This is a genomic window from Pseudoalteromonas aurantia 208, assembly GCF_014858725.1.
Classification (GTDB): Bacteria; Pseudomonadota; Gammaproteobacteria; order Enterobacterales; family Alteromonadaceae; genus Pseudoalteromonas; species Pseudoalteromonas aurantia.
In genome coordinates this window covers 207,855-230,486 of the sequence record NZ_AQGV01000011.1, presented here as the reverse complement: position 1 = coordinate 230,486, position 22,632 = coordinate 207,855, and the positions used below count along the sequence as shown (strand labels likewise).

18 protein-coding genes are annotated in these 22,632 nt (G+C 41.4%); 7 read left to right on the top strand and 11 right to left on the bottom strand.

Features of this window, described 5'->3' with window-relative positions; genetic code table 11:
* The first annotated feature begins 316 nt into the window (after positions 1-316).
* Complete coding sequence (locus PAUR_RS03595) at positions 317-1,858, top strand: lipase family protein (RefSeq protein WP_192506448.1); 1,542 nt, start codon at positions 317-319, stop codon at positions 1,856-1,858.
* A 162-nt stretch (positions 1,859-2,020) separates the two neighbouring features.
* Here the strand turns inward: PAUR_RS03595 and PAUR_RS03590 are convergent, their stop codons facing one another.
* The 3 genes from PAUR_RS03590 to PAUR_RS03580 form a co-directional block, all read right to left on the bottom strand.
* The gene (locus tag PAUR_RS03590; protein ID WP_192506447.1) at positions 2,021-3,283 is read right to left on the bottom strand and encodes a peroxidase, FMP-type; all 1,263 of its coding nucleotides are present in this window, start codon (positions 3,281-3,283) and stop codon (positions 2,021-2,023) included.
* Positions 3,284-3,699: 416 nt separating this feature from the next.
* A complete protein-coding gene (locus tag PAUR_RS03585; protein WP_192506446.1) occupies positions 3,700-4,992 on the bottom strand; it encodes a hypothetical protein in 1,293 nt (430 codons plus the stop codon).
* Between the two features lie 197 nt (positions 4,993-5,189).
* Complete coding sequence (locus tag PAUR_RS03580) at positions 5,190-6,083, bottom strand: LysR family transcriptional regulator (RefSeq protein ID WP_192506445.1); 894 nt, start codon at positions 6,081-6,083, stop codon at positions 5,190-5,192.
* A gap of 158 nt (positions 6,084-6,241) precedes the next feature.
* Between PAUR_RS03580 and PAUR_RS03575 the strand changes: the two genes are divergently transcribed.
* From PAUR_RS03575 to PAUR_RS03565, 3 genes are read left to right on the top strand one after another with little or no spacing between them, the layout of a single operon-like run.
* The gene (locus PAUR_RS03575) at positions 6,242-6,685 is read left to right on the top strand and encodes a DoxX family protein (RefSeq protein ID WP_192506444.1); all 444 of its coding nucleotides are present in this window, start codon (positions 6,242-6,244) and stop codon (positions 6,683-6,685) included.
* A gap of 37 nt (positions 6,686-6,722) precedes the next feature.
* Positions 6,723-7,418, top strand: a complete 696-nt coding sequence (locus tag PAUR_RS03570; protein ID WP_192506443.1) for a pirin family protein — start codon at positions 6,723-6,725, stop codon at positions 7,416-7,418.
* A 41-nt stretch (positions 7,419-7,459) separates the two neighbouring features.
* Positions 7,460-8,431, top strand: coding sequence for a glutathione S-transferase family protein (locus tag PAUR_RS03565; RefSeq protein ID WP_192506442.1), 972 nt, complete (start codon positions 7,460-7,462; stop codon positions 8,429-8,431).
* A 235-nt stretch (positions 8,432-8,666) separates the two neighbouring features.
* Here the strand turns inward: PAUR_RS03565 and PAUR_RS03560 are convergent, their stop codons facing one another.
* On the bottom strand, positions 8,667-9,590 hold the full coding sequence (locus PAUR_RS03560; RefSeq protein ID WP_192506441.1) for a LysR family transcriptional regulator: 924 nt from the start codon (positions 9,588-9,590) through the stop codon (positions 8,667-8,669).
* Positions 9,591-9,689: 99 nt separating this feature from the next.
* Here PAUR_RS03560 and PAUR_RS03555 point away from each other — a divergent pair, with 99 nt between their 5' ends.
* Positions 9,690-10,220 (top strand): cytochrome b, encoded by a 531-nt coding sequence (locus tag PAUR_RS03555; protein ID WP_192506440.1) that lies wholly within the window; start codon positions 9,690-9,692, stop codon positions 10,218-10,220.
* 84 nt (positions 10,221-10,304) lie between these two features.
* On the opposite strand, the gene PAUR_RS03550 is transcribed toward PAUR_RS03555, so the two are convergent.
* The 5 genes from PAUR_RS03550 to PAUR_RS03530 all read right to left on the bottom strand — a co-directional run bounded on the left by PAUR_RS03550 (position 10,305) and on the right by PAUR_RS03530 (position 16,792).
* Positions 10,305-11,474 (bottom strand): aspartyl protease family protein, encoded by a 1,170-nt coding sequence (locus PAUR_RS03550; protein ID WP_192506439.1) that lies wholly within the window; start codon positions 11,472-11,474, stop codon positions 10,305-10,307.
* A gap of 328 nt (positions 11,475-11,802) precedes the next feature.
* Positions 11,803-13,086, bottom strand: a complete 1,284-nt coding sequence (locus PAUR_RS03545) for a sensor histidine kinase (protein WP_192506438.1) — start codon at positions 13,084-13,086, stop codon at positions 11,803-11,805.
* A gap of 1 nt (position 13,087) precedes the next feature.
* Positions 13,088-13,774 carry a response regulator gene (locus tag PAUR_RS03540; protein ID WP_318782593.1) on the bottom strand — a complete coding sequence of 229 codons (687 nt, stop codon included), beginning with the start codon at positions 13,772-13,774 and terminating at the stop codon, positions 13,088-13,090.
* Between the two features lie 98 nt (positions 13,775-13,872).
* Complete coding sequence (locus tag PAUR_RS03535; protein ID WP_192506436.1) at positions 13,873-14,226, bottom strand: hypothetical protein; 354 nt, start codon at positions 14,224-14,226, stop codon at positions 13,873-13,875.
* A complete protein-coding gene (locus PAUR_RS03530) occupies positions 14,219-16,792 on the bottom strand; it encodes a reprolysin-like metallopeptidase (RefSeq protein ID WP_192506435.1) in 2,574 nt (857 codons plus the stop codon). Before PAUR_RS03530 ends, PAUR_RS03535 begins: the two co-directional genes overlap by 8 nt.
* A 726-nt stretch (positions 16,793-17,518) precedes the next feature.
* On the opposite strand from PAUR_RS03530, the gene PAUR_RS03525 reads away from it, so the two are divergent.
* Both PAUR_RS03525 and PAUR_RS03520 read left to right on the top strand, forming a co-directional pair.
* Positions 17,519-17,941 carry a BLUF domain-containing protein gene (locus tag PAUR_RS03525; RefSeq protein ID WP_192506434.1) on the top strand — a complete coding sequence of 141 codons (423 nt, stop codon included), beginning with the start codon at positions 17,519-17,521 and terminating at the stop codon, positions 17,939-17,941.
* A 12-nt stretch (positions 17,942-17,953) separates the two neighbouring features.
* On the top strand, positions 17,954-19,645 hold the full coding sequence (locus PAUR_RS03520; protein ID WP_192506433.1) for a methyl-accepting chemotaxis protein: 1,692 nt from the start codon (positions 17,954-17,956) through the stop codon (positions 19,643-19,645).
* Between the two features lie 215 nt (positions 19,646-19,860).
* Here the strand turns inward: PAUR_RS03520 and PAUR_RS03515 are convergent, their stop codons facing one another.
* Both PAUR_RS03515 and PAUR_RS03510 read right to left on the bottom strand, forming a co-directional pair.
* Positions 19,861-20,604 (bottom strand): vWA domain-containing protein, encoded by a 744-nt coding sequence (locus PAUR_RS03515; RefSeq protein ID WP_225738276.1) that lies wholly within the window; start codon positions 20,602-20,604, stop codon positions 19,861-19,863.
* A 601-nt stretch (positions 20,605-21,205) separates the two neighbouring features.
* Entirely contained in the window at positions 21,206-22,018 is an 813-nt protein-coding gene (locus PAUR_RS03510) for a sulfite exporter TauE/SafE family protein (RefSeq protein ID WP_192506432.1), read from the bottom strand.
* Between the last annotated feature and the right edge of the window lie 614 nt (positions 22,019-22,632).

Genomic DNA, 22,632 nt, shown 5'->3' with positions numbered 1-22,632 from the left:
TTAGCTCACATTAAATTTGTTCGTAACTATGTGGCTTCCTTTAAGATTTAGGTAGCCACTTTTATACTAAAATACGCTGTGTTAATGCTTTTCATCACACAAGAGCTATAACGCCTAATTGCACATTCACATACGTTGCGTTCATGAATTCCCAAATATGCACTTAACCCCATGACACACATGCCACCCTGTGTAATGACTCTCTCCTCATACGATCAACATCTGTTGTGTTCTTAGGCACTCTTGAAAACCTGTACCTTTCGGTTTATGGTTAAAAAACACACTTTTGATGTAACCGTATGCTGAAAAGGTAACTATGAAACACGGAGCGAGTAAGGCCGGAGTATTTAGAAGCATCGGCATCTCATTATGGTTTTTAGGGGTTTTCTACGCCCTGATGTCTTCTTTGCTGGTTGCCATCGCGATGACAGGTGGCGCACTAGAAGGCCTGAGTTTTGACGCCATTATACATACGCTTGAAGGTTATCTTGCACACGTATTCTCTTTAGCAAACAGCCTATTCGCTCACCACTTTTGGCAAAGTACACTAACCTTGCTCGCTGCGGGCTATGGATTACTTTCTGTCTATCTTGGGCGGATCACAACCAATACAGTTACCCATGATTATTTCATGTACCCAAACCTACTTAAGCTACCTTGGCGACGTATTGGCTATAGCGACCGCGTCTCTTATATTATGGCTGAGCTCTCACAATTGGCTTACATCCGCTTTAGTGTCATTGATAACGAAGTCCAAGGCTTAACAGCACAAATAAACGCGGTGTTCGATAGCCACTTTAGTGTCAACCCACACGCTCACAATGTAAAAGCCCCACTTGAAAGTTTAGTGACTCAAAAGGAGCACGCGCTTATTGTGGGCGAAACATTACTAAAATCATCGTTGAAAAAAGCAGGGTTTACCTTAGAAGGCACATTTGACGGTACTTTTCATAGCGTTGGTGATGAACACACGATGGATTTTGCGAGTCAGCCACTCGGGCTATCACACCAACTGAGTGCACAAGGGTTTGTGTGTAAATACACACCTGCAGCGGGTAACATCGATAACGAAAAATCCTATATTATTGTGGTATTTAGAGGCTCAGAAACCCGTCTCGAAGATTGGCTTACCAATATTTACGCAACGCCCTTATCGCAAGAACAACAACAAGTTAGTAACGCCCATCAAAGTGTTGGCAACAACTTCAGCGTTCACAGCGGCTTTTTCTGCTCATTTATAAGCGTCAAAGCACAAATACTAAACATACTCGAAAAATCACAAGGCAAGCCCTATGATCCGCTCGCCAATGATGTAACCCCGGTATTTTTTACCGGCCACTCACTTGGTGGTGCTTTGGCCTGCATAGCAACCAGAGAGCTCGCACCAGATAGTAATGGCGCATGTTATACCTATGGCGCACCAAAAGCGGCTGACTACAATTACTTTAACGGGCTCAAAACGCCGATTTATCGGGTGGTTAACTGCTCTGATATTGTGCCTAGACTGCCATCAAATTACGTTTTAAGCCTATTTTCATTATTACCGAAAGCCATGCGATTATTGCTTGAATGGAAAGAGGGACGCAATAACTCTGGGCCGCAAATAACCTTACGCACCATAGAAGAAAAGCTCGATGTGCTGTCACTATATCGCCACACAGGTGACTTGCGCTACCTCACTGACATACCAGCTAAAAGTGATGGTCACCAAGCTGAATTAATTCCAAACCCATCACTTCATGACCGCATGACTTGGTTTTTCAGGCATGCCTTGGTGAATGTCGGCATGCCCATTAAGTTTCATTCTATGCAACTATACCGGAAAAAGTTGACCGCCATTGCGCGTAAACGCAATTAACCACACGACACATAACTGTACGCAAGAGAATAATCATCTGACAAAATGTACAACGAAGCCTGGTAAATGGTGATTGATATTCATGTTCAACATCAATCACCAAACAACCAGCTCAGCATATTGCAACGGCGACCCCATCCATACTCTGGGCTCAAATGCGCATTAGTCGAGTGTGTGTTTCATGTGACGTACTACAGGTTCTGGTGCCCCATCAGTGGCTTTATCTTCTTCTTCAGGAAGTTTAATAGCAGGGAGCTGCTCATCAAGCGGAATATCTTCCACTCTACGTAACGTATTGACTTGAATATGCGGCCATAATGTCGTGCCACCACTTGACCCAAACATAAACTCAAAATCCACTATTTGCTCGTATTGCAGTTGATCAATCACCTTTATCTTGCCATCTTTGCCCTTAACTTCGATTTCTTCTAGCCACATACGGTGCCGCATTCTAGCAACTCGGCAATAGCGTTCTATCATCACATTATTCACCGTTGCCCCTTGTACTCCGGTGTCATGTTGCGAATCTAGCTCAATCAAGTCGAATCTTTTAAATTTCAAATTTGTATTAGCATCAGTTAACAGCAGGTTAGGTTGCACGGTATAGGGGTATTTGGCACCAAATTGATCATAATTAAAAATACGCTGAAAATAAGCGCGAGCACTATTAACCCCTCCGCCCTCTTGATCTTCTCGTGGGAGAGCGGTCCACTTAGGTTTTTCACGCGACCCTGCGATTAAATCTCGCGCTGGATCCATTCCCATCGTTGGCGATATGGATAAATACTGCTGTTCCCACAGCGCACCAATGTCTGGTGCTATGCCCTCATCACTGCTTTGCGCTACCTGACCGGTTAAATGAATTGTCGTGCCATGGGGGATCACCCCAGAGCGAGAAATTGAGTGTGGCGGTACGAACTGTGGCCCTAACTCCCCAGCTCCCATTACGGGCTCGGCGGCATCGGTTTTCACCGATTCAGCGCTCGACCTATGCTTAAACATAGTCGGAGGGTTTTGATAAGGGCTATCTTCTTGCCAAGGCATGGTGTTATCACCTAGCCATAAATACATGCCATTTTCAAAGTGCTGCAAAGCATTGTCATTATCGATGATCGCGGTTTCATATTTTAGCGCACCATTAAACTGCTCGTTAGATCCCCCGCGGTTACGAACCGGCGCGTTAACCCGTGTGAACTTGAGTTGTTCTCGGTACTGTTGAGATTTAAAGTGGAAAACACCGAAAATCGTTTCTGAAGAAGTCCCTGGTGAAGGCATGCAGGTTGTGTGTAGGCCACTTGGCCCATCTTTCCAATTCACCCATGTGCCATGCAGCTTTGATAATATTCCGAACTGAGGCCCAGACGGTTGATTTTCTTGCCACTCTTTATATGGTTTAACAGAAGATACTTGTGGTTCCTTAGACATTTTACTCTCCCTAACTTTACAGTATTGAGGGGTTATATGACCCAGCCAATGTCCTTGCACATTAAAACAACCCCCTAAGTGCGTGGCATATAAAGCTGGTGACGGTATAAGTACTAGAAAAAGATAGGCCAAAAAGCACCTCAAACCAATTACAACGCATTACATCCATGCAAACTAACATGCATTCACTAACGAAATAGAGAGGTGATGTATCGTATGAGAACAGTATTGAATATGCGATAGGCTAGTGCACTTGCTAATCAGCCAGTTATAGCACCATATGCTTACAGTGACGCCATACCTTATATAAAGATCAGGTAATAATGAAAGGTGAACAGCATAGAATGTCGCTCACCCTTCCCTTTTATTTATACCTTTAAAACTTCTCTAATATTTATTGCGATAAACAAAGCAACTCAAGGCATATTTACGCAAATTTCATAATACCAAAGATCAGCATATGGATGTGATACTTCAGCCCCGAATGTAAATACATTCCCCTGAGTATCCGTTACAGAGTTCGTCCCAATTGGTACGTCCCCTTTGTTTACACCATCCCACATAAACCGATTTGAGCCATAACTGGTATTATGATAAACGAATGTTTGCCCTGAAAAACCGACATCATTGCGACCTTGGTTGTCTCCTGAAAAAGCACATTGCGGGGCTAACATGTGATTCTCGGGAACAAAACTAAAGTTATCAAACGTTGCGTTATAGCTTGAAGACTGAGTCGTCCCCCAAGTTAAAAACTCAAATACATCCCCTGTTTCTACAGCAACACTGGCAACAGAACCAGAGGCACTTCCCGCTGTAGATAAGTCATACGCAGTACCATTTATTACGTACCTAATAACATCGCCATATTGGCCTGCAGAATGGAGCGTCATATCCCAATCAAAATTAATATGTCCTTTCTCAGGTATTGTAATAGCCGCCGTCACACCGCCACCACCAAAGTTCACTGATGCCGTTAATGCTGCCGCCGTCATATTGGTTGTAGCCACACCCGATATGTTCCAGTTAGCTGGCGCGAAGACATCAACAAACCCGTTAATTACGCCGTTATCAAACGTGCCGCATTTATAGTGATATCGAATGGTATTACTTGTGGGTCTTTCTAACTTTAAATAACTCAGTACTTTATTGTTTGGGCAGCTCACATTATGCCTGTCTAAGTAAATCGTATTGCCCCCGCCATCTGCATTTGCAGGCGTAAAATAATCTTGTACATCCGTTAAACTTTTACTACCACATTTATAGTGATATTGAACCGTATTACCCGTTGGTCTTTCTAAATGTAAATATTGCAGCCCTTTGTTTTCACAATTGACTGTATGTCGATCCAAATAAATGATATTGCCCGCACCATCACTATTTGCAGGCGTATATGTGCTAGCTCCAGCTATGTCACCTGTTTCAGTACACGTATATGCATACGCTATTTGCGTCGTTGATGGTCTAAACAAGCGTAATGAACTTATTACATTGTTTGCACAATCTAACGCATGTCTATCTAAGTAGATAAGGTTACCTTGCCCATCATCATTTGCTGGGGTTGACATTGGATAATTCGCAGCTTGCGCAAGCGATGAAAATACGGTTACTAACATCATCGCTACCAACAAAAAGACACCATTTGCTTGATATAATCTTGTCCTCAGTGCGTGATAGATACTGAGGTAATTACTGTCAATATATGCTTTCATGTCGCTCTTCCTTTACATTAATATTAAGTAAAAGAATTACACAGCTTAGGAAATGTGCGATTACAGCGCATTACAAGTGCACTTATTTACACGCTCAATAGGGCGCTATTTTAATACTCAGTGTACTCTTTGTGATTCAATTTTTCGATGACATTACCTAAACAATAAAAGCGTCTTTAATTTTCAAATGCAATGACTTAGCACGCCCAATCACTCTGGCAAAGCCGCTGTATAAACCACGTTAAAGCGTTACCTTCTTGCCCTTTATTCCAAGCAATATATAAGTCTTGATTTGGCCGAGGGATCGCACACTTTTTTTGTACCAAAGTGCCCTCTTTTAAATAAGGGTCAGCTAAATGCCGTGGTAAAAACCCCACACCAATTCCCTGTAATTGAGCCATTAACTTTGCACTCATGCTGTTCACTCGAATCACTTGTTTACTGTTAAACCAACCACTGTCTCTTGCCGGGAGTACTTGCGAACTATCTGCAACCACAATCGAGGGATATTGCCTTAAATGTTCAATATCAATCACCTCGCTGACACTGGCTAGTGGGTGATGTGATGCAACGGCAAACACAAAATGCACCTGTGATATTTTATGCGTATTAAACAACCCTTTTGGCAGCTCTCCTGATGCACCAATGACAATATCAGCCCGCTTACTGTGCAAAGCATCCCAACCGCCCCCTAAGGCTTCTTCACTCAAAGTTACATCAACGCTTTGTGGTAGCTGAGTGAATTCAGCCAATAACTCAAACAAAATATCTGGAGGGATCACCGTATCACGTGCAATCCGTAATTGTCGCTCCCACCCTGATGCTAACTGAGCAACTGCATCTACCATCTCATTTGTCGCTTGCAATATATCTCGACCATGTGCCAATACCAACTTTCCTGCAGGAGTGAGTACCGCTCTTTGCTTTGAACGATCAAATAATGCAGTGCCGATATCTTCTTCCAGTTTTTTAATCGTGTAAGTTAGCGCCGAAGGCACTTTATAAAGAGACTGGGCTGCCGCCGCAAAGCTCCCTTTTTTATCAATCGCGTCAAGCGCTTTAAGTGCCTCAATAGTAATAGCCGGATACATAATCACCTTCTTACAAATCAACATTCAATTTTTTTGAACTAACAATTCAAAACATTTCGATTTTTAACTGACACTACCATATCTATACTGGCTTTAAACAGCAACTTGGTGAATAAATCATGCTGCACTCTTTATTTAAAAAAATTGAGGATAATAGAATGAAAACATTACTCAGAACGTTAACTGCATCTCACTCAAGTTATGCGTCATTCGCACTTCGATTGCCTGTGGGCGTTATTTTTATGGCGCATGGCGGACAAAAGCTATTCGGATGGTTTGGTGGCTACGGGCTAGATGGAACCGCAGGGTTTATGGCATCAATAGGTCTTGCGCCGGGCTTACTAATGGCACTTTTGGCTGGCTGTAGTGAATTCGTCGGCGGGTTATTCATCTTACTTGGTTTATTAACTCGTCCTGCGGCATCTGTACTCGCTATCACAATGCTCGTTGCCATCTTTGCTGTGCACTTGACCCATGGTCTATTTATGAGCAATAACGGTTATGAGTTTGCGCTCGCGTTACTCGCTGCCAGTGCTTCTTTGGTTATTTCTGGTAGCGGTAAACTCGCTTTAGACAATCATTTGGCGAATCGATTCGCTTAAGTGCCTATATTTATTACGTATTGAGAGGCGAGATAACATGTTAAGTGTCAGAAAATCACAAGATAGAGGAAACGCAAACTTTGGCTGGCTCAATAGCAAACATACCTTTTCATTTGGAAACTATTACGATCCAAACCATATGGGTTTCTCAGCACTGCGGGTGATCAATGATGATATCGTTCACCCAGGCGCAGGGTTTGACTCCCACGGCCACCGCGATATGGAGATCATCAGCTATATACTCGAAGGCGCTATAGAGCACAAAGACAGTGCTGGCAATATTCAAACGTTATCAGCGGGAGAGTTTCAATTAATGTCGGCGGGAAAAGGGATATACCACAGCGAGTACAACGCTTCAAAAACCCAGCCATTACGTTTTTTACAAATTTGGATAGCGCCAAATGTAACAGGGGATACACCACGCTATCAACAAAAAAACTTTGGTCGTGCATATGGCTTAAGCACCATTGCAAGCCCATCTGGAGAAAACCACACCCTACAAATTAAGCAAACGGCAAAGCTACATCAGTTGATTGTTAAACCAACTGACAGCTTCGATTTTCAAAAAACAATGGGCAACAATATTTATGTGCATATCATCGCAGGCACGGTACGAATAAATCATACCATGCTCTATGAAGGCGATGGCGCAAAAATCACGGATGAAAACACACTGACATTCCATAACCAAAGTAATCGCGATACAACCGCATTAATCTTTGAGTTGCTGTAATAAAAAGTTGATCAAATCAGAACAGGAAAGAGGACAATATTATGGGTTTATTAGTTGATGGCATTTGGCATAACCGCTGGTATGACACAAATACAAGTAAAGGAAAGTTTGAGCGTGAAGAAGCACAGTTACGTAATTGGGTTACCCATGATGGTGAAGCTGGGCCATCGGGTAGAAATGGCTTTAAAGCTGAATCTGGTAGGTATCACTTATATGTTTCTCTGGCGTGTCCGTGGGCGCATCGCACACTCATTTTTAGGGCCTTAAAAGGCTTAACAGCACATATTTCTGTGTCAGTCGTTAGTCCAGATATGTTAGAAAATGGCTGGACCTTTGACACCTCAAAAAACAGCAGTGGTGATGAGTTATTTAATTTTGATTACATGCATCAAGTTTATACACACCATGCAGCACATTACAGTGGCCGAGTCACAGTGCCTGTATTATGGGATAAAAAACAAAGCTGTATTGTTAGTAATGAGTCATCTGAAATCATACGCATGTTTAATACCGCATTTAACGATATAACTAACAATACACTTGATTTCTACCCTGAATCAAAAAGAGCAGCCATTGATGAAATGAATAACTTGGTTTATCACAGCATAAACAATGGTGTCTATAAAACGGGCTTTGCCACCACCCAAGATGCTTACCAAGTTGCCTACCATAATTTGTTTTCAGCATTAGATAAGGTTGAAACACAATTATCTCAGCAGCGCTACTTAACAGGTGATACTATCACCGAGGCTGACTGGCGCTTATTTACAACACTGATTAGATTTGATGCCGTATATTTTGGTCACTTTAAATGTAACCTACGTCAACTGGAGCAATATCCACACATTGCAAACTACATTCGTGCGTTATATCAATATCCAGGGGTTGCTGACACTGTCGATTTTCATCATATAAAACGTCATTATTATTTCAGTCACACCATGATAAACCCAACACAAATAGTCCCGCTAGGGCCTGATATTGATTATACCACTGAGCATAATCGGGTTTAAAAGGTATCCGATCACCGGTATTTTTATATAAACGAATATTATGACACATAACCACAGTGATTAAACCATGGCCTAACATGCTATAAGTGGCATCTACAGTCCCATATCTACAAAGTAATTAAGGCGCTGCAGGCGCCTATATTCAGCGCCCTATAAATTAACATCATTGAATTGTACGTAAGTTTGTTAATAAAACATTTTCTATTCCAAAACCTTTACCCAAATCTGAGGTTAATTAATCTGCTCGCCGGTGATTTTTCCGCATCATTTTCTCACCCCAACACACTAGAGTATCAATAAACGCTTTGAGCTTTGCAGGTTGCCCTTTTCGACTGGGGTAGACCAAATAAATGACAGAGTCCGTCAACTCTACTTGAGGGGCAATTTGTACTAACTCACCCGATGCTAACTTATTTCGCACCATAGTGATTGGCATAATAGCGAAACCCAAATTAGCTTGCATCGACTGAACAATGGCTGCGATTGAGTTGACCGTGAAACGTGCCTGCAATGTATGCCAGCGGCCATCAACATACACTTGATTAAATGATGTATCACTGCGCTCACCAGCATAACTTGCAATATAAGGTTGCTCACGCAACTGCTTTATATTGGCTGCATTGCCAAATTTAGCCACATGCTCAGCTGACGCGACAAAAATACGTTGAGACTGATAAATTTTCCTATAAATTAAACTCGAATCATCCACTTCACTAAAACTGGCTCTAATAGCAAGATCAAAGCCCTCTTTAATAAGATCAACATTCTGGGCGCCTTGTTGCATTTCAAGTGTGACTTTCGGGTGTTCAGATAAAAAAGGCACAACCACCATCGCAGCCATAACATCGGCAAAATTCTGAGGCACCGCAACGCGTAAATGACCCACAGCTTGCTGCTGCATATCACTAATGAGTGCTTCACCCAGCTCAAGTTGGCGCATTGCCTGTTGGCAAAACTGTAAATACTGCGCTCCTTCATCGGTTAATTTCACCGAACGCGTGGTTCTTTGCAACAACTTAACCCCTAAGCGGGCCTCTAATTGACTCACTTTGTTACTGACTGTGGACTTTTCAATACCCAACGATTCCGCGGCTTGAGTAAAACTTTGCAATTGTGCCACTTGGCAAAAAATACGAATTTGGTTTAAATCATTGTTCATATATAAAAACAGTCTTTTAATTTTCACCCTGATTATCTATATAACAATATCAATTAAACTATCAATCTTAAACCGTTTATTTTAAATTGGAGATGAACAATGACATCTTATAGTTGGTCTTATAAATTGCTGCATTGGTTATCCGCCGTGCTTATTATCCTCATGTGCTTTGCATTAGTCGGCTTTAACCCACAAATGAGTGACGCTGACCGCAGTGTCATGCTGATAGGCCACTCTAGCATAGGTACTTTCATCACCTTGTTAATAATGATACGCCTTTGCAAACGTTTCATTTTAAAGCATCAGCAGCCAAAGCATGCGCAGCCGCCAACACTCGTAACCATCGCGCAGCTCACCCATTATGCTTTATACGCACTCATGGTGTTAGTACCGCTTACAGGTTACATCACGGCCAACTTCCATCAGTTGCCAGTACAACTTTTTGGCAGCATTGCGCTTAATGGCAGTCATGACACAGACTTATTTAATACCGCGCGTTTCGTCCATGCTTCTTGTGTTAAAGCACTAATCGCATTGGTAATTTTGCATATTGCTGGCGCGCTGAGACATAAGTTTATTCTAAAGGACAACACGCTTTACAAAATGAGGCCTTGGTTTGCGAACAAGTAAAGAGCGCTAAGCACTCTGAGTACTCAGCATCTATCCGCGCATGATGAATTGCAATCATACGCGGATAGAATAAAGAGGCTCGCCTTAAGATGAATAGCCAAATATCGCATTGGCTTGAATTATGTGGCATGTCTCATTGGCTTTTTCGTTAACCCAGCAAACCGTATGCTTTGCGGCGGTCCCTGCAATGTCTAACCAGTGTTCTTGCGTAATATCTTTTGCCTGTACTCCATTGAGCTTTGTAATTAAATCTCCAACGTTAATAGCTAAATTCGCTGTTGGTAAATCTGGCATCACATAACGTACAACAAACTCGCCACTGCGGATCTTTCGTAATTCCAAACCAATTAAGTTATATCTCACTGCAATTGGACGCTTCTGTTCCAAATAAAGTGTATCAGTATGATAATCAATGGTCGTTACAAAGTTCTTAAAAATTGCACTGCCAATCACCCACAAATCATCTTCATCTACATTAGGTACTAAGTTGGTTTTAACGCTCGGGATTTTAATCTTGCCTAATTGCAGCTCAGGCATAGCAAAACGTGTATGTATCATCTGGCCCGATAAGCCAAAATCTGACGCGGTTACCGTGGGCCCGACTTCTATCTTATTATTTTCAACATATAGCGCACTTAATTTAACGTAATGCCTAGACCCTGTATCAATAATAAAAGGTTCCGTGACCTTAAGCTCATCACCAAAATCAGCCTGAGCATTAACACTGATTTTGCTTAGAAACCGGTTAAACGGCAGTGCTTGCGCTTTTACTGGTGCGACATAAGGTGTTGCTGACGCTAAGATGGTTTCGGTTTCTCGGTCAAATGTCCATGCGAAATGTTGCATTAAATCATGGCCAATGACCCCATCTACCACCGCTTCATCTGCACGTAGATAGTACTTACTTTTTATAATAGGCACATACGCAATATTCACATCTTGAAAGCTAAACGACCCGAAATCAATGTGATCAATATGGCTTTTATGGGCTGAAGTCGCCCCATCATCGCCCCAACCACCAACAGCTAATTTATCACCCATTGTTAAGTTCAGTGACTTAACCTTTTCAGTGCTATCCAAAATAGTAAAGCTTGCACCTGTATCGAGTAAAAAAAGTAACTCTTTGCCATTCACTTTGGCATAAACATGAGGTTTATTGCCGATGTAACGTACCTTAAGCGCCGCTTTGCTTTGATTACCTAACCATGTAGGTGTAATGCCATTATTGGCCCATTTCATACTAACCGTATTCATTACGTCGCACCCTATAAGCGGTATCAACATAATAACAATAATGCATATATAAAAATTCCGTTTCATTGCGCTTGCCTTTAGCTAAGTTAAATTTCAACACGAAAAGTTCAGCTTAATTGAAATACAAACCACAAAGCAAAATACAAATGTAAGCAAACTTAATATTTGTAACAACCGCATTATGGTAAACGCAATGCATAACCCGCCTAAAAGTATCAGCTTGTCTTAGATGCGCTTTTGAAGGGGGCTTTCAGATGAACAAATAGAATATAGCGGCCAATGTGCTGTGTAGTTCCTTCTACACAAATAATCGATTTAATAACGCACTTTATGATTGTGTGAGTGGCAGCGTCAAACTAAAACAAGCACCGCTCAATGCGTTTTCACTGCCCTGAGCCTCTTCAACTAAGATATGGCCTCGATGCAATTGAGCAATAGAATGGGCAATAGCAAGCCCTAACCCACACCCTCCTGAATCACGAGAACGACTGGGATCGAGTCTGGTGAATGGCTCAAATATTCGCTCACTTTTCCCCGGTGGAATGCCAATTCCATCGTCTTCGATATAAATTTTAACCTCATAATGTAAACGCAAAATTGTAACGTTACACTGGGCATGAGCGAAACGACCCGCATTACGAAGTATATTCACCAATAATCGTTTTAGTAGATTGCTGTCGGCATCAAGAGTGATATTTTTACCACTATTTACAAACGTCACATGGGGATAAAACCCTGAAACAACCGCAATGGCATCGTCAATCAGTTCTGAAAGGTTAGTGGGCGTAAAGTGCAATAAAGCACTGCCATCTTTAAGCTTCGCGTAATATAGTAACTCTTTCACTAAGTCATCTAAGCCCTGTAAAGACTTATGAATGGTTGCCGTCAGCTCGGCTTTTTCACTTGGTTGAGCATCCTCTAACATATCGAGTGCAAACTGCATCCTTGCCATAGGACTGCGAAACTCATGCGCCACTCCATGCAATAAATCTCGCTGTAAATTGATCCGCTCTAGGGTTTGTGCCTGTATTAAATATAAGTGCTGCTCAATTTCATCAATCTCACTCGTCACATCATTTTTTGCGTTGAAGGTGATCGGTAAGCGTTGGATTTGAGTCGATATCTGAACATACTTGTTATTAATTCTCCATACAGTCAGCAGTGCAATCAATAAATTCAACCCCGCGGCGATTAACCACAGTAACCAGTCTGCCAGTCGTGTTAACGTATTTTCAAATACAATGGGGCCTAATACTAAAAGTTCTTCGCCCGCTATTCGATAATAAATACTTGCCGTTTCAACATCAATAAAACTGGAATTTACAGCCGTTTCACTCAATTGCGCCATCAAATAAACATCTTGATTAAACTCTGACAGAGTCGCTGTATAAGCCTCTATCTCGAATAGGTTGTTGAGTTTTAATATTGCAAGATTAATATCTGATGTGGAAGTCATGATCCCCTGAACTTGCCGATTCCCCTCTATGAGATACGCACCATATTGATCAAATATGATGTTATCTAATGCGTATACCAAATGCGTCTGAGTCAAACTTGCAACGAGGATATTGAGTAAGATCACACTTAACATACCAATCAGTATGTGCTTCATATTAAAGAGCAAGGAGATAGCCTTTATTTCTGATTGTTTTAATAATAGTTGGTTGTTTTGGATCATCACCTAATTTCTTGCGCAACCGCGATACCCGTAAATCTATAGAGCGATCCATGGCATCGTACGCTAGTTTAAATATTTTTTGATGCAACGCATCTCGAGAAATAATACTACCAGCACAGTCGGCTAATACGATAAGTAGGTCAAATTCAGCACTAGATAAAACCACATTCTGCTCATCAAAAGTAACGCGACGACTTCGTGTATCTATTTTAAGCTTATTGTCACACAGTAATTTTAATTCTTGAGTAACATCATTCAGGTTAGACTGACGTCGTAATTGTGCCCTAATATGAGCCAGTAGAACGCGTGGTTTTAGTGGCTTACATAAATAGTCATCTGCGCCAACTTCTAACCCGGTTACTTCATCAATGTCATCCACAAGCGCGGTCAGCATAATAATTGGGCCGGTGAAACGTGGACGAATCATTTTACAAATACTCAGTCCATCAGTCCCTGGCAGCATAAGGTCTAAGATGATCAAATCAGGTAAGAGTAATTCAACGCGTTCAGCAGCTCGGTTACCATCATTAATAACATCAACATGGTAGCCATTTTGTGTTAAAAACTGACTAATTAAATTCGTTAATTCAGTATCGTCATCAATGATTAAAATTCTGTGCACGTACAAATACCCCGGTTCTTTTAATTGACTGCTGAGCATAAAGCTTACCACTGGATAAAAATAAAAACAGTGGGTAAATGTCTCTTACCCACCGTAGGTTACTGACTTAAATAACAATAAGGATAGAGTGCCAAATTGTATGCTCGGGCAAATTGATATTGTGCAAGTTGCTGCTTTCTATCATCATTACCTTTTAACGTATCCTTACTCTCTCTGTGATATTTAACGCCACACTGAGCCTTAATTTTATGACCATCCAAATGCTCATACCCCGGAATAACCAGCCGTCGGGTGCGCATCGCAAGTAAGCGTGTGTCATCACGTGCTTTGGCCTGCTCAATGGCATCTGCCAAAACACGTTCAGCTGCTGTCGTGTTATGTAATGCTGTATCAGGCTGCATAGCACAGCCTGTCAACATGATTATATGTAGGGCACCTATGACTCTAATCATGTTTCACCTTATAGTAACGCGTTGAGAAACTTAACAGCATGATAAATATCAACCACAAAGACACACTGCCTGACGACGACTTTTTCCCTTCATTCTTACCCGTTTCCGCCTTTTTAGCCGGGCTGACTGTCACTGCTAGAGTCGATGTGGCAGTCCCACCTTGTTCATCACTCACCGTATAAATAATGTGTTCAGTGCCCGAAAAGCCTTTTTCTGGTGTATAGCTTAACTTGTTACTTTTAATACTCACCGTCGCCTTGCCTTTATAATCGATTAACGTCAATTTAAGGCTATCATTATCAACATCTGTGTCATTGCTAAGTACATCAATTGCAGAGTCTTGCTGGTCATGCTCCAAAGTACGCACATCATCTTGCGCGATTGGCGCATCATTCACGGCCAGTACTGTCGCCTTAAGCATATATACATCACTCGTTAATTGACCACGTGTCGCGGTCACAGCAATATTAAGCTCACCATTAAAATCTTGCTTTGGCGTGATACTATGGTTGTTGACGGTATAGTTTTCGCCTGGTGATAATGTCAATTTATCAATTGTTTGCGCTGTCGCGAACTGTATATCTGAGACCTTGAGTGTTAAGTTGCTATCTTCATTGAACTGTAGCGGACTGTGTCCTGTTATGTGTGGTTTGACTGGGGATACCGGCCCTGAGTTAATGGTAAAATCCCCTTGGTTGACAGCAAAAAAGATATTGTCACTACACTTTATTAACACACGCGCTTTAGCACTTTGCTGACCTTGTAGGCTTACTTCATATTGGCCATTATTCTCTACTTGATTTGCGAGCGTTATAGGAAAAGACAACCCAGAATCTAAAGAGAGTAAAATATCAACATGTGCACATGAGACCGGCGCTTTGTCTGAATTAGCCGTATGCCACTGTACAAGTTGCGTATTTGATTGCCATTTCGAACTGCCATCAGGTGAAAGTACGCTAAATCCCTTGTCACCACCGACGACGGAAATTTTGACGGCATCGTCACTTACTCCACCTTTACCATCTCGTACAATTAGGCGAAAGTCTAAATCACGGGTTGATGTAGCATATGCTTCTCCGTAGCTGAGATTGCCAGACAAAATATCCACCATTTTTGGCAACGTGCGACTCGCTGACGTTATCGGGCTAAACGCTCTAAAGAGTGGTCGTTTACCATCATCTTCACTGTCTTGTACTTTACTTGATGATGTTGCGCCCAAATTAAATTGTTGCCATGAGTAAGACAATGTATCTGTATTCGCATCTGTGGCACTGCCATTTAATGTAAACGGTGTACGGGCAGGAATCGTATAATCACGACCAGCATTGACTACTGGTTTGTTGTTAGTCAGCTCAGTGTGTTTACCACATGATTTCCCCTCTTTCATTCGACTAAATGCATTCATTTGATCCAATGAATGAATATGGAAAAAGGGGTCTGAATTTGCCTGTAAATCTTGTTCGTCACAAATTCCCGCATAGCCCATAATGGTTGACGCACTGCCCGGTTCATAGGCACTATTGTCGGCTCTATTTCCTCCGCCACAGGCACCTAACGAGCCATTAAATGTATGATCAGCCCCCAATTGATGCCCGACTTCATGGGCCACATAATCAATATGAAACGCATCATTGGTCGGCGTCTCACTCCCTGTTAGCCCCTCAGCTTTTAAATCAGTGCAAACGACTTCAAAACCAGCGAGCCCCCCGCCACCAGTACTCACTAAATGACCAATGTCATAGCTATCCACGCCAACCGCTGTATTGATAACTTCTGTCAATTTATCAATGTCTTCATCTGTATTTTTAAAGGGGTCATTACTGGCATCGAGATAAATCAATTTATCATTGTCTGCAATCAGTTCAAATGTCATCGCTAAGTCACGATGATAAACATCATTAAGGCGATTCACCATGGTGACGATAGCCGCGAGTGTTTTCTCTTTGGTCCCACCATGAAATGCAGCATATTCTCCCGTTGTGGCAAAAGCAATGCGATATACGATGCTGGTGTTTGGCAACTCAGCCGTATTAAGAAGCGTATTTTTCGCTTGATATTGCCCCGGTTTCTTGCGTGGCACCGCACGTGTCATATGCGCTGCATCACTTTGCGCCGCCGCTGCACGGTAACTTCTATAAAGCCTTGCATCTGTGCCTTTTACCGGATCAATATATACCCGTTCATTCTGAAAATTAAACACCCCATAAAACCCATTCGGGCTCATGTCGAAACGCCCTGTATTAGCAGGGTTATCAATTTGTACACCATGAAATGTTTGTATTTGCGGGTATTTTTGAGAAAGTTCAGGCGCCATGACAACTGAAGGGGTTAGTTTGAAAGTAACCAGCTTACCAGACGGCAACGGTACAGCTACTTCGCTTGGCCCCTCAACAGCCAATCGACTTAGCAAAGCTGACGTACTTAACTGATGCGTACTTTGTGCCTCACTGGTAGGTGTATTTTTTGCTTTATTAATCGGTTGCCATAACGGGTCGGCATGAACAGTGAGGCCAATAAATTGTGCAGCAACAATGGCGACGAGAGATTTTTTTATTGCGATTTTCATTGCGAGTGTCCTGTTGTGAGAGTGTTTTTGCTCATAAAACACTCTATCTGGTTCGCACTCTGTATAGGGTATCCATTTGTGGTTGGTTTGTATCAAGGTGGATACAAACCACTATCAGACATCTCGCTGTTAAAAACCGTTTGCAATCGCAGTGTACAATGACCTACTCACAAGTAATTTATATCACCTTTACCGCCTTTCCCTACGACCAACACGCTTAACAAAACCAAGCTCTTATCCATTAACTCTTTAATCGTTTACCCACTTCACACGCTACTTGATGAATACACTAAATTTGGCAGTAATCTCGTTTTATGACTAAACTAATTTACTAATCAAATCTTTATAATTAGCACAACCCAGAAAAAACCAAACCACTGATTTTAAATGTTTTTATTGAGGTGGTAACGTATTTATTCATAAACAAGTAAGAATAGAAAAATGAACCGTCATCAGTAAAAGTACTAAAACAACACACAGTCATAATAGTAGAGGCTTTTTGCGTGTATATTTTATACCTTTAATATTTCTGCATCCAAGCTTGTCTAGGGGACATAAAAATAATAGACACGCATTACTGTAACATAAAACTTTATACACATAGATACATATGACAAATTTCATTTATCTGAAAAGTACTTAGTCTGCTTTATTACCCCTAAGCAACTTGGTGACTTTTAATGCACATTCAGTAACGGCTAATCATAGTTAAAATAAGAGGTTTACATGGTTGAATTAATTTATATAAGCCGAGCACAGAAGCGTTTTAACGAGCAGCAGCTTGCAGAGTTACTGGCCGTTTCTCGACGAAATAATACGCGCAATAAGATCACTGGCTTGTTACTTTATGATGGCTTTGGCAGCTTTATCCAAGTACTTGAAGGTACCGAAAACGACGTGAAGAAGCTATTCGATCATATCAAGAATGACAACCGCCATACTAATATTAACCGGATTGGCTATCAGCCCATTGCCCAAAGAAGCTTTGGGCAATGGAAAATGGGGTTTAAATTATTGTCCAACGAAAGTGCTCGAGAATTAGAAGGGTTTAGCCAATTCATGCAAGCAAAACATACATACGAACATCTATCGAATGAACAAAACTTCGCAATAAAAATGCTGCGATACTTTAGAGACAACCAAGAGTAGGATGAAATAGCCATGCTAAATAACATTGATATAGGCAAAAAAATCTATTTCCTCGGTTTTACCCAGCTTTTTCTAATGATCATTTTGGGCATCTATTCCATAGCTCAAATGGACAAAATTGGCAAGTCATTGATGGATATTGCAGAGGAAGATATCCCATTAACGAAACTGATCACCAATGTGACCGAACACCAACTAGAGCAAGCCATTCTCTTTGAGCGGGCGATGATAAAAGCCATTAGGTATGAACAAGGCATGGAAGATCGTGCTACGTTTGATCAAGCGATAAATGATGCGAAAAGCTTGATAAGAAAAACGGAAAAAGAAATCATTGAAGTAGAAAATTTTATTGAAACCGCCATTCCCCTGCTCCATTCCGATGCAGCCAAAACAGAGTTTAAAGCGCTGTTTGACGAGTTAAAAAAGGTAGACGCGATTTACAGCACGCTCATTGTTAAAGTCGATGACGTAATGGATCTGGGCAGCAATGGTCAAATAACGGCTATGTTAAAGCAATCTCATGATGTTGAAGAATTGGAAGACCAGCTTGATAAAAAATTAATTGAGCTATTAGACAAGGTGCAAAACTTTACTTTAAAGAGTGCATTAAAAGCCGAGCATGATGAACAAGAGGCCATTAAGTGGATGCTAGTTATTTTTGTTTTTGCTAGCGGTATTGGATTAATTTTACCATTTGTTATTGCCAATGCGATCCGTAAGCCTATCCAAACTATGACAAGCAGGCTAACGCAAATAGCAAGTGGGGACGGTGATCTGACCATAAAAATGGATGATTCATCCAAAGATGAAACTGGTGCCATAGCAGGCGCATTTAATCACTTTTTATCAGTACTTAGCAGTATGATCAGCCAAGTCAATTTAGGCGCTGAAAGTCTAGGACGTTCAAGTGAGAGCGCGCTTGTCGCAATGCAACGCACGCTTAATAACGTTGAAAAACAAAGAGAAGATATTGAAAATGTCGCGGCATCTATTAACCAAATGAACATCACCACCAAAGAAGTCGCACAAAACGCTAGTAATGCATCAACCGTAACTGACACGGTAAAACAACGCGTACTTGATGGTCATAAAGAAGCCATTGCCACTCAAGATGTGATCACTAATATGGCTGATGAAGTCGCCGAAGCCTCATCTGTTATTGAAAACTTAGTTGCAGAAACCAACAATATAGGAGTGGTACTCGACTCAATTCAAGGCATTGCAGAGCAAACAAACTTACTGGCATTGAATGCCGCAATTGAAGCTGCTCGAGCAGGTGAAACTGGGCGAGGGTTTGCAGTTGTAGCCGACGAAGTAAGATCTCTAGCAAAAAGAACGCAAGAATCCACCGTTGGTATACAACAATTGATAGAGCGTTTAAAAGCGGAAGCCCAAAATGCCATTAACAGTATGAATAAAGGAACAGACAGTGCACAAGAGTGCCTCACCAGAAGTACCGAGTCTGCCCAACGGTTCTCTTTGGCTGCTGAGTCCGTAAGTGAAATTGCAGATTTAAACCAACAGATTGCATCAGTTGCTGAACAACAGCATGAAGTTGCTCAAGAAATTCATCAGAGCTTAGAGAGTATCAGAGAAGTAGCTGAAGTAACTAATAATGAAACTAAAAATACCGCGGATGCCAGTGAAAGTATCGCTAAAAGTGTCATTGATTTACATAAAAACCTGAATATGTTTCAAGTTTAAGCTAAACAATACGTAGTAAATTACGTGAGAAAAAACGGCTTGCTTTACATAGGACTGTGTCAATAAAAACACGCCTATGTAATTAAGCATTAGTGCCTATTGTGAGCCAAAAAATGCATGCCGCATTCGCAACACACATACAATGATAAACGCCACCTTTTTTTACAAAGCTGGCGTTATTTCACTTAGGGTGAATCAATATAATACAGCTCTATTTACCACTGCCCTGAGCCACCATCAGTGTCGCTCACCAGCTCAACTTTCCCACCTGTTTTAGTGGCTAGTTGCTTCAAAAACTCAAATGTCGGAATATTTTGCGCATTTAATTTTTGTGAACTCACATTCGCTGACGCATCAATAGCAACTGCTGAGTTTACATTAACAATGTTTTGCACCGTGCCTGTGTAAATCGTTGCATTAAACTGTACTTGTGGTAACTCTAGAAAGTACTTTGAAGTAACTTGTGCTTGCCAATTTGACCCGCCACAGTTTGCCACAGGGCTCGCATTTTCATCCCCGTCGGTAGACCCATACACGCGTAAAAGAGCACCTTGACTCGCTTCAACCGAAAAATTATTGCGAAGCTCATCTGCGCCATCACACATCGCTTCTGCAAGTGCGGTCAACCCTGTACAGCCTTCACTATCCAGCTGCTGGAGCGCCATAAAAGCAGACGTAAAATCAACAAAGCCACTTGAAATGGACTGAATTTGCCCGCCGTTACTAAACGTTTTTACATTCAATTTTTGACCGTTAATTGAACTATCCAAAAAGAATTGTGTCACTTTATTAATCGCTTGCTGTTTTGAGAAAGCACATCGTGATTGGCCGTCAGGTCTTTGTGTCATCATAGACCCACTTCTATCTAAAAATAAGACACCGTACGATTCGGGTGCACTGATAGCAGAAAACGCAGGGACGGCCAATGCGCCTAGCAATAAACTTGTAATAAATTTCATTATAAAAACTCCATATCCATATATGTAATGGTTTACATAAGTAAACCAAGGCTAAGCAACCACAGTTGAGTGATAAAAAATATCCCTATACTGAACGTTGCCCTTTCAGCGTAGTGCTCAATACAGAAAAAACAAATACATTTAAGTTACATTTAAAAAACAAATAATTTACACAGGGGTTTAATTAAATATAGCGCTACACTCATGTATACTTTCCGTCAAAGACACTTTTACCGCTCCCATTCATGGTGCATTGAAGCAATTCCTTAGCTAGCGTGCATCATTAATAAACACGGTAACGCTGCAGCCCAAAGATTTAAGTAATCGTCAAGTTATGTTAGGCATTATGATGATGCCAATCATGGGGGTAAACTTATTTTTAGTAGCAAAAGTAGGTGTGAGTTTATAACTCATGTTGCTCGACATTTATTGGTTTTTTAATATCACGTTGATAAAAAGTTATCTGCTTAAGTTAAGCTACATCTTATTGGGAAATGCTGTTCTTCTTGCAGCTTAATCCTCCCTAATTATGGTGAAACACAGACAACAAGCTCACCTATCAAAGAGGCGCTTCCCAGCCTCTTTGACTTTAATTCGGCTATTAACTCAATATCATATTTGCCGCCATAACAACCAATAACCCTGCGAAGATCTTCTTTATTGTCGGCACAGGTAAATGATTCGTTGCTTTTGCGCCTAGAGGCGCGGTAAACCAAGACGTACACACGATCCCCAATAAAGCTGGTAAATAAACAAATCCTGCAAAGCCATCTTCCAATGAGAAGTGTGTGCTACCAGAACTGATATAACCTATCGAACCAAACAATGCGATAACAATCCCGCACGCAGACGCACAGCCAATGGCCTTTTTCATATCCAGAGAAAAGAAGGTCAATAAAGGGACTAACAATGCGCCACCACCAATGCCGATCATGGCAGATAGCCCACCGGTAATCGTGGTAAAAATGGTTAACACCCCTTTATGTGGTATTTTCCGCGTTTTAGCTGTGTCTTTTTTAGTGCTGCTTACAAACATTTTTACCGCAATGAGTACCACACTGACAGCAAAAATGATGCGAACAGCTTGCTCTGGTAGCAGCGCAGCCATAAAACCGCTGATCAGCGCGCCTAGGGCAACACCTGTCATGATCCAAGGCGCTAAATCCCAAGGGACATTCCCATTTTTATGATGTGCTATTGCGGAAGAAGTCGAGGTGAATAATATCGATGCCAATGACGTCGCGATTGCAACGATAACCACTTGCTCAGGTGGTAAAACCGCTAAGTAGAGCAAAATACTGCTCAGTATTGGTACAATAACCAGCCCCCCACCAATACCTAGCAACCCAGCAAGAAAGCCAACTCCGCTCCCGAGTATGGCACAATACACAATCAACAATATTAATTCACTCATTCCATTCATCTCTAATTATAGTTCAAGGGCAATCACGCAACATGACTGTGCTCTTTAGCGGCAAACTCAGTATGAGGCTGGTATCACAATTCACGAAACATGCGGCCAATCATAAACCTTTTCGTAAACTATCAAATTATCATCATGAAAATGATTCAAGACATAAACACCTCAACCAACACCATGTAAGCCAACTATGGCGCTTAAGTTTTATCCTCAGCTCACCACATCCATTTTGAGTATATCAATATATCTAAGGCCCGATTTAACATTTGATTATGATAACTCTTGAATTTTATTAATGTTTTATATGAAAAAAACACAACAAGGACACCTAACCATCTAGACACCCAGACTTTTAGGTGGGATTTTAGTGTTTTAATACTCAGTTTCATGCGTATTCTGGCTGACCTTTTTCGATTTAGTTGCACCTTGAATATGACTCATGTTGTATCTGAAATTAAACCATTTTTCTTCATGCATCTAAGCACGTATAAATAATGCCATGCTCTTAACGCAAAGCAAGACAACCGTTGATGCTCAATAAGGCACATACGCTAAATAGACCACACGGTTTAAATTACTCGCTGATTAAATCAGATAGGTAGATTGGA

Bases quoted from the DNA above. Each gene is read 5' to 3' on its own strand.
- PAUR_RS03570 (WP_192506443.1), top strand. From the start codon at position 6,723: ATGTTAAGTGTCAGAAAATCACAAGATAGAGGAAACGCAAACTTTGGC.
- PAUR_RS03560 (WP_192506441.1), bottom strand. From the start codon at position 9,590: ATGAACAATGATTTAAACCAAATTCGTATTTTTTGCCAAGTGGCACAA.
- PAUR_RS03580 (WP_192506445.1), bottom strand. From the start codon at position 6,083: ATGTATCCGGCTATTACTATTGAGGCACTTAAAGCGCTTGACGCGATT.
- PAUR_RS03565 (WP_192506442.1), top strand. From the start codon at position 7,460: ATGGGTTTATTAGTTGATGGCATTTGGCATAACCGCTGGTATGACACA.
- PAUR_RS03555 (WP_192506440.1), top strand. From the start codon at position 9,690: ATGACATCTTATAGTTGGTCTTATAAATTGCTGCATTGGTTATCCGCC.
- PAUR_RS03510 (WP_192506432.1), bottom strand. From the start codon at position 22,018: ATGAGTGAATTAATATTGTTGATTGTGTATTGTGCCATACTCGGGAGC.
- PAUR_RS03550 (WP_192506439.1), bottom strand. From the start codon at position 11,474: ATGAATACGGTTAGTATGAAATGGGCCAATAATGGCATTACACCTACA.
- PAUR_RS03595 (WP_192506448.1), top strand. From the start codon at position 317: ATGAAACACGGAGCGAGTAAGGCCGGAGTATTTAGAAGCATCGGCATC.
- PAUR_RS03525 (WP_192506434.1), top strand. From the start codon at position 17,519: ATGGTTGAATTAATTTATATAAGCCGAGCACAGAAGCGTTTTAACGAG.
- PAUR_RS03585 (WP_192506446.1), bottom strand. From the start codon at position 4,992: ATGAAAGCATATATTGACAGTAATTACCTCAGTATCTATCACGCACTG.
- PAUR_RS03530 (WP_192506435.1), bottom strand. From the start codon at position 16,792: ATGAAAATCGCAATAAAAAAATCTCTCGTCGCCATTGTTGCTGCACAA.
- PAUR_RS03520 (WP_192506433.1), top strand. From the start codon at position 17,954: ATGCTAAATAACATTGATATAGGCAAAAAAATCTATTTCCTCGGTTTT.
- PAUR_RS03590 (WP_192506447.1), bottom strand. From the start codon at position 3,283: ATGTCTAAGGAACCACAAGTATCTTCTGTTAAACCATATAAAGAGTGG.
- PAUR_RS03545 (WP_192506438.1), bottom strand. From the start codon at position 13,086: ATGAAGCACATACTGATTGGTATGTTAAGTGTGATCTTACTCAATATC.
- PAUR_RS03535 (WP_192506436.1), bottom strand. From the start codon at position 14,226: ATGATTAGAGTCATAGGTGCCCTACATATAATCATGTTGACAGGCTGT.
- PAUR_RS03515 (WP_225738276.1), bottom strand. From the start codon at position 20,604: ATGAAATTTATTACAAGTTTATTGCTAGGCGCATTGGCCGTCCCTGCG.
- PAUR_RS03575 (WP_192506444.1), top strand. From the start codon at position 6,242: ATGAAAACATTACTCAGAACGTTAACTGCATCTCACTCAAGTTATGCG.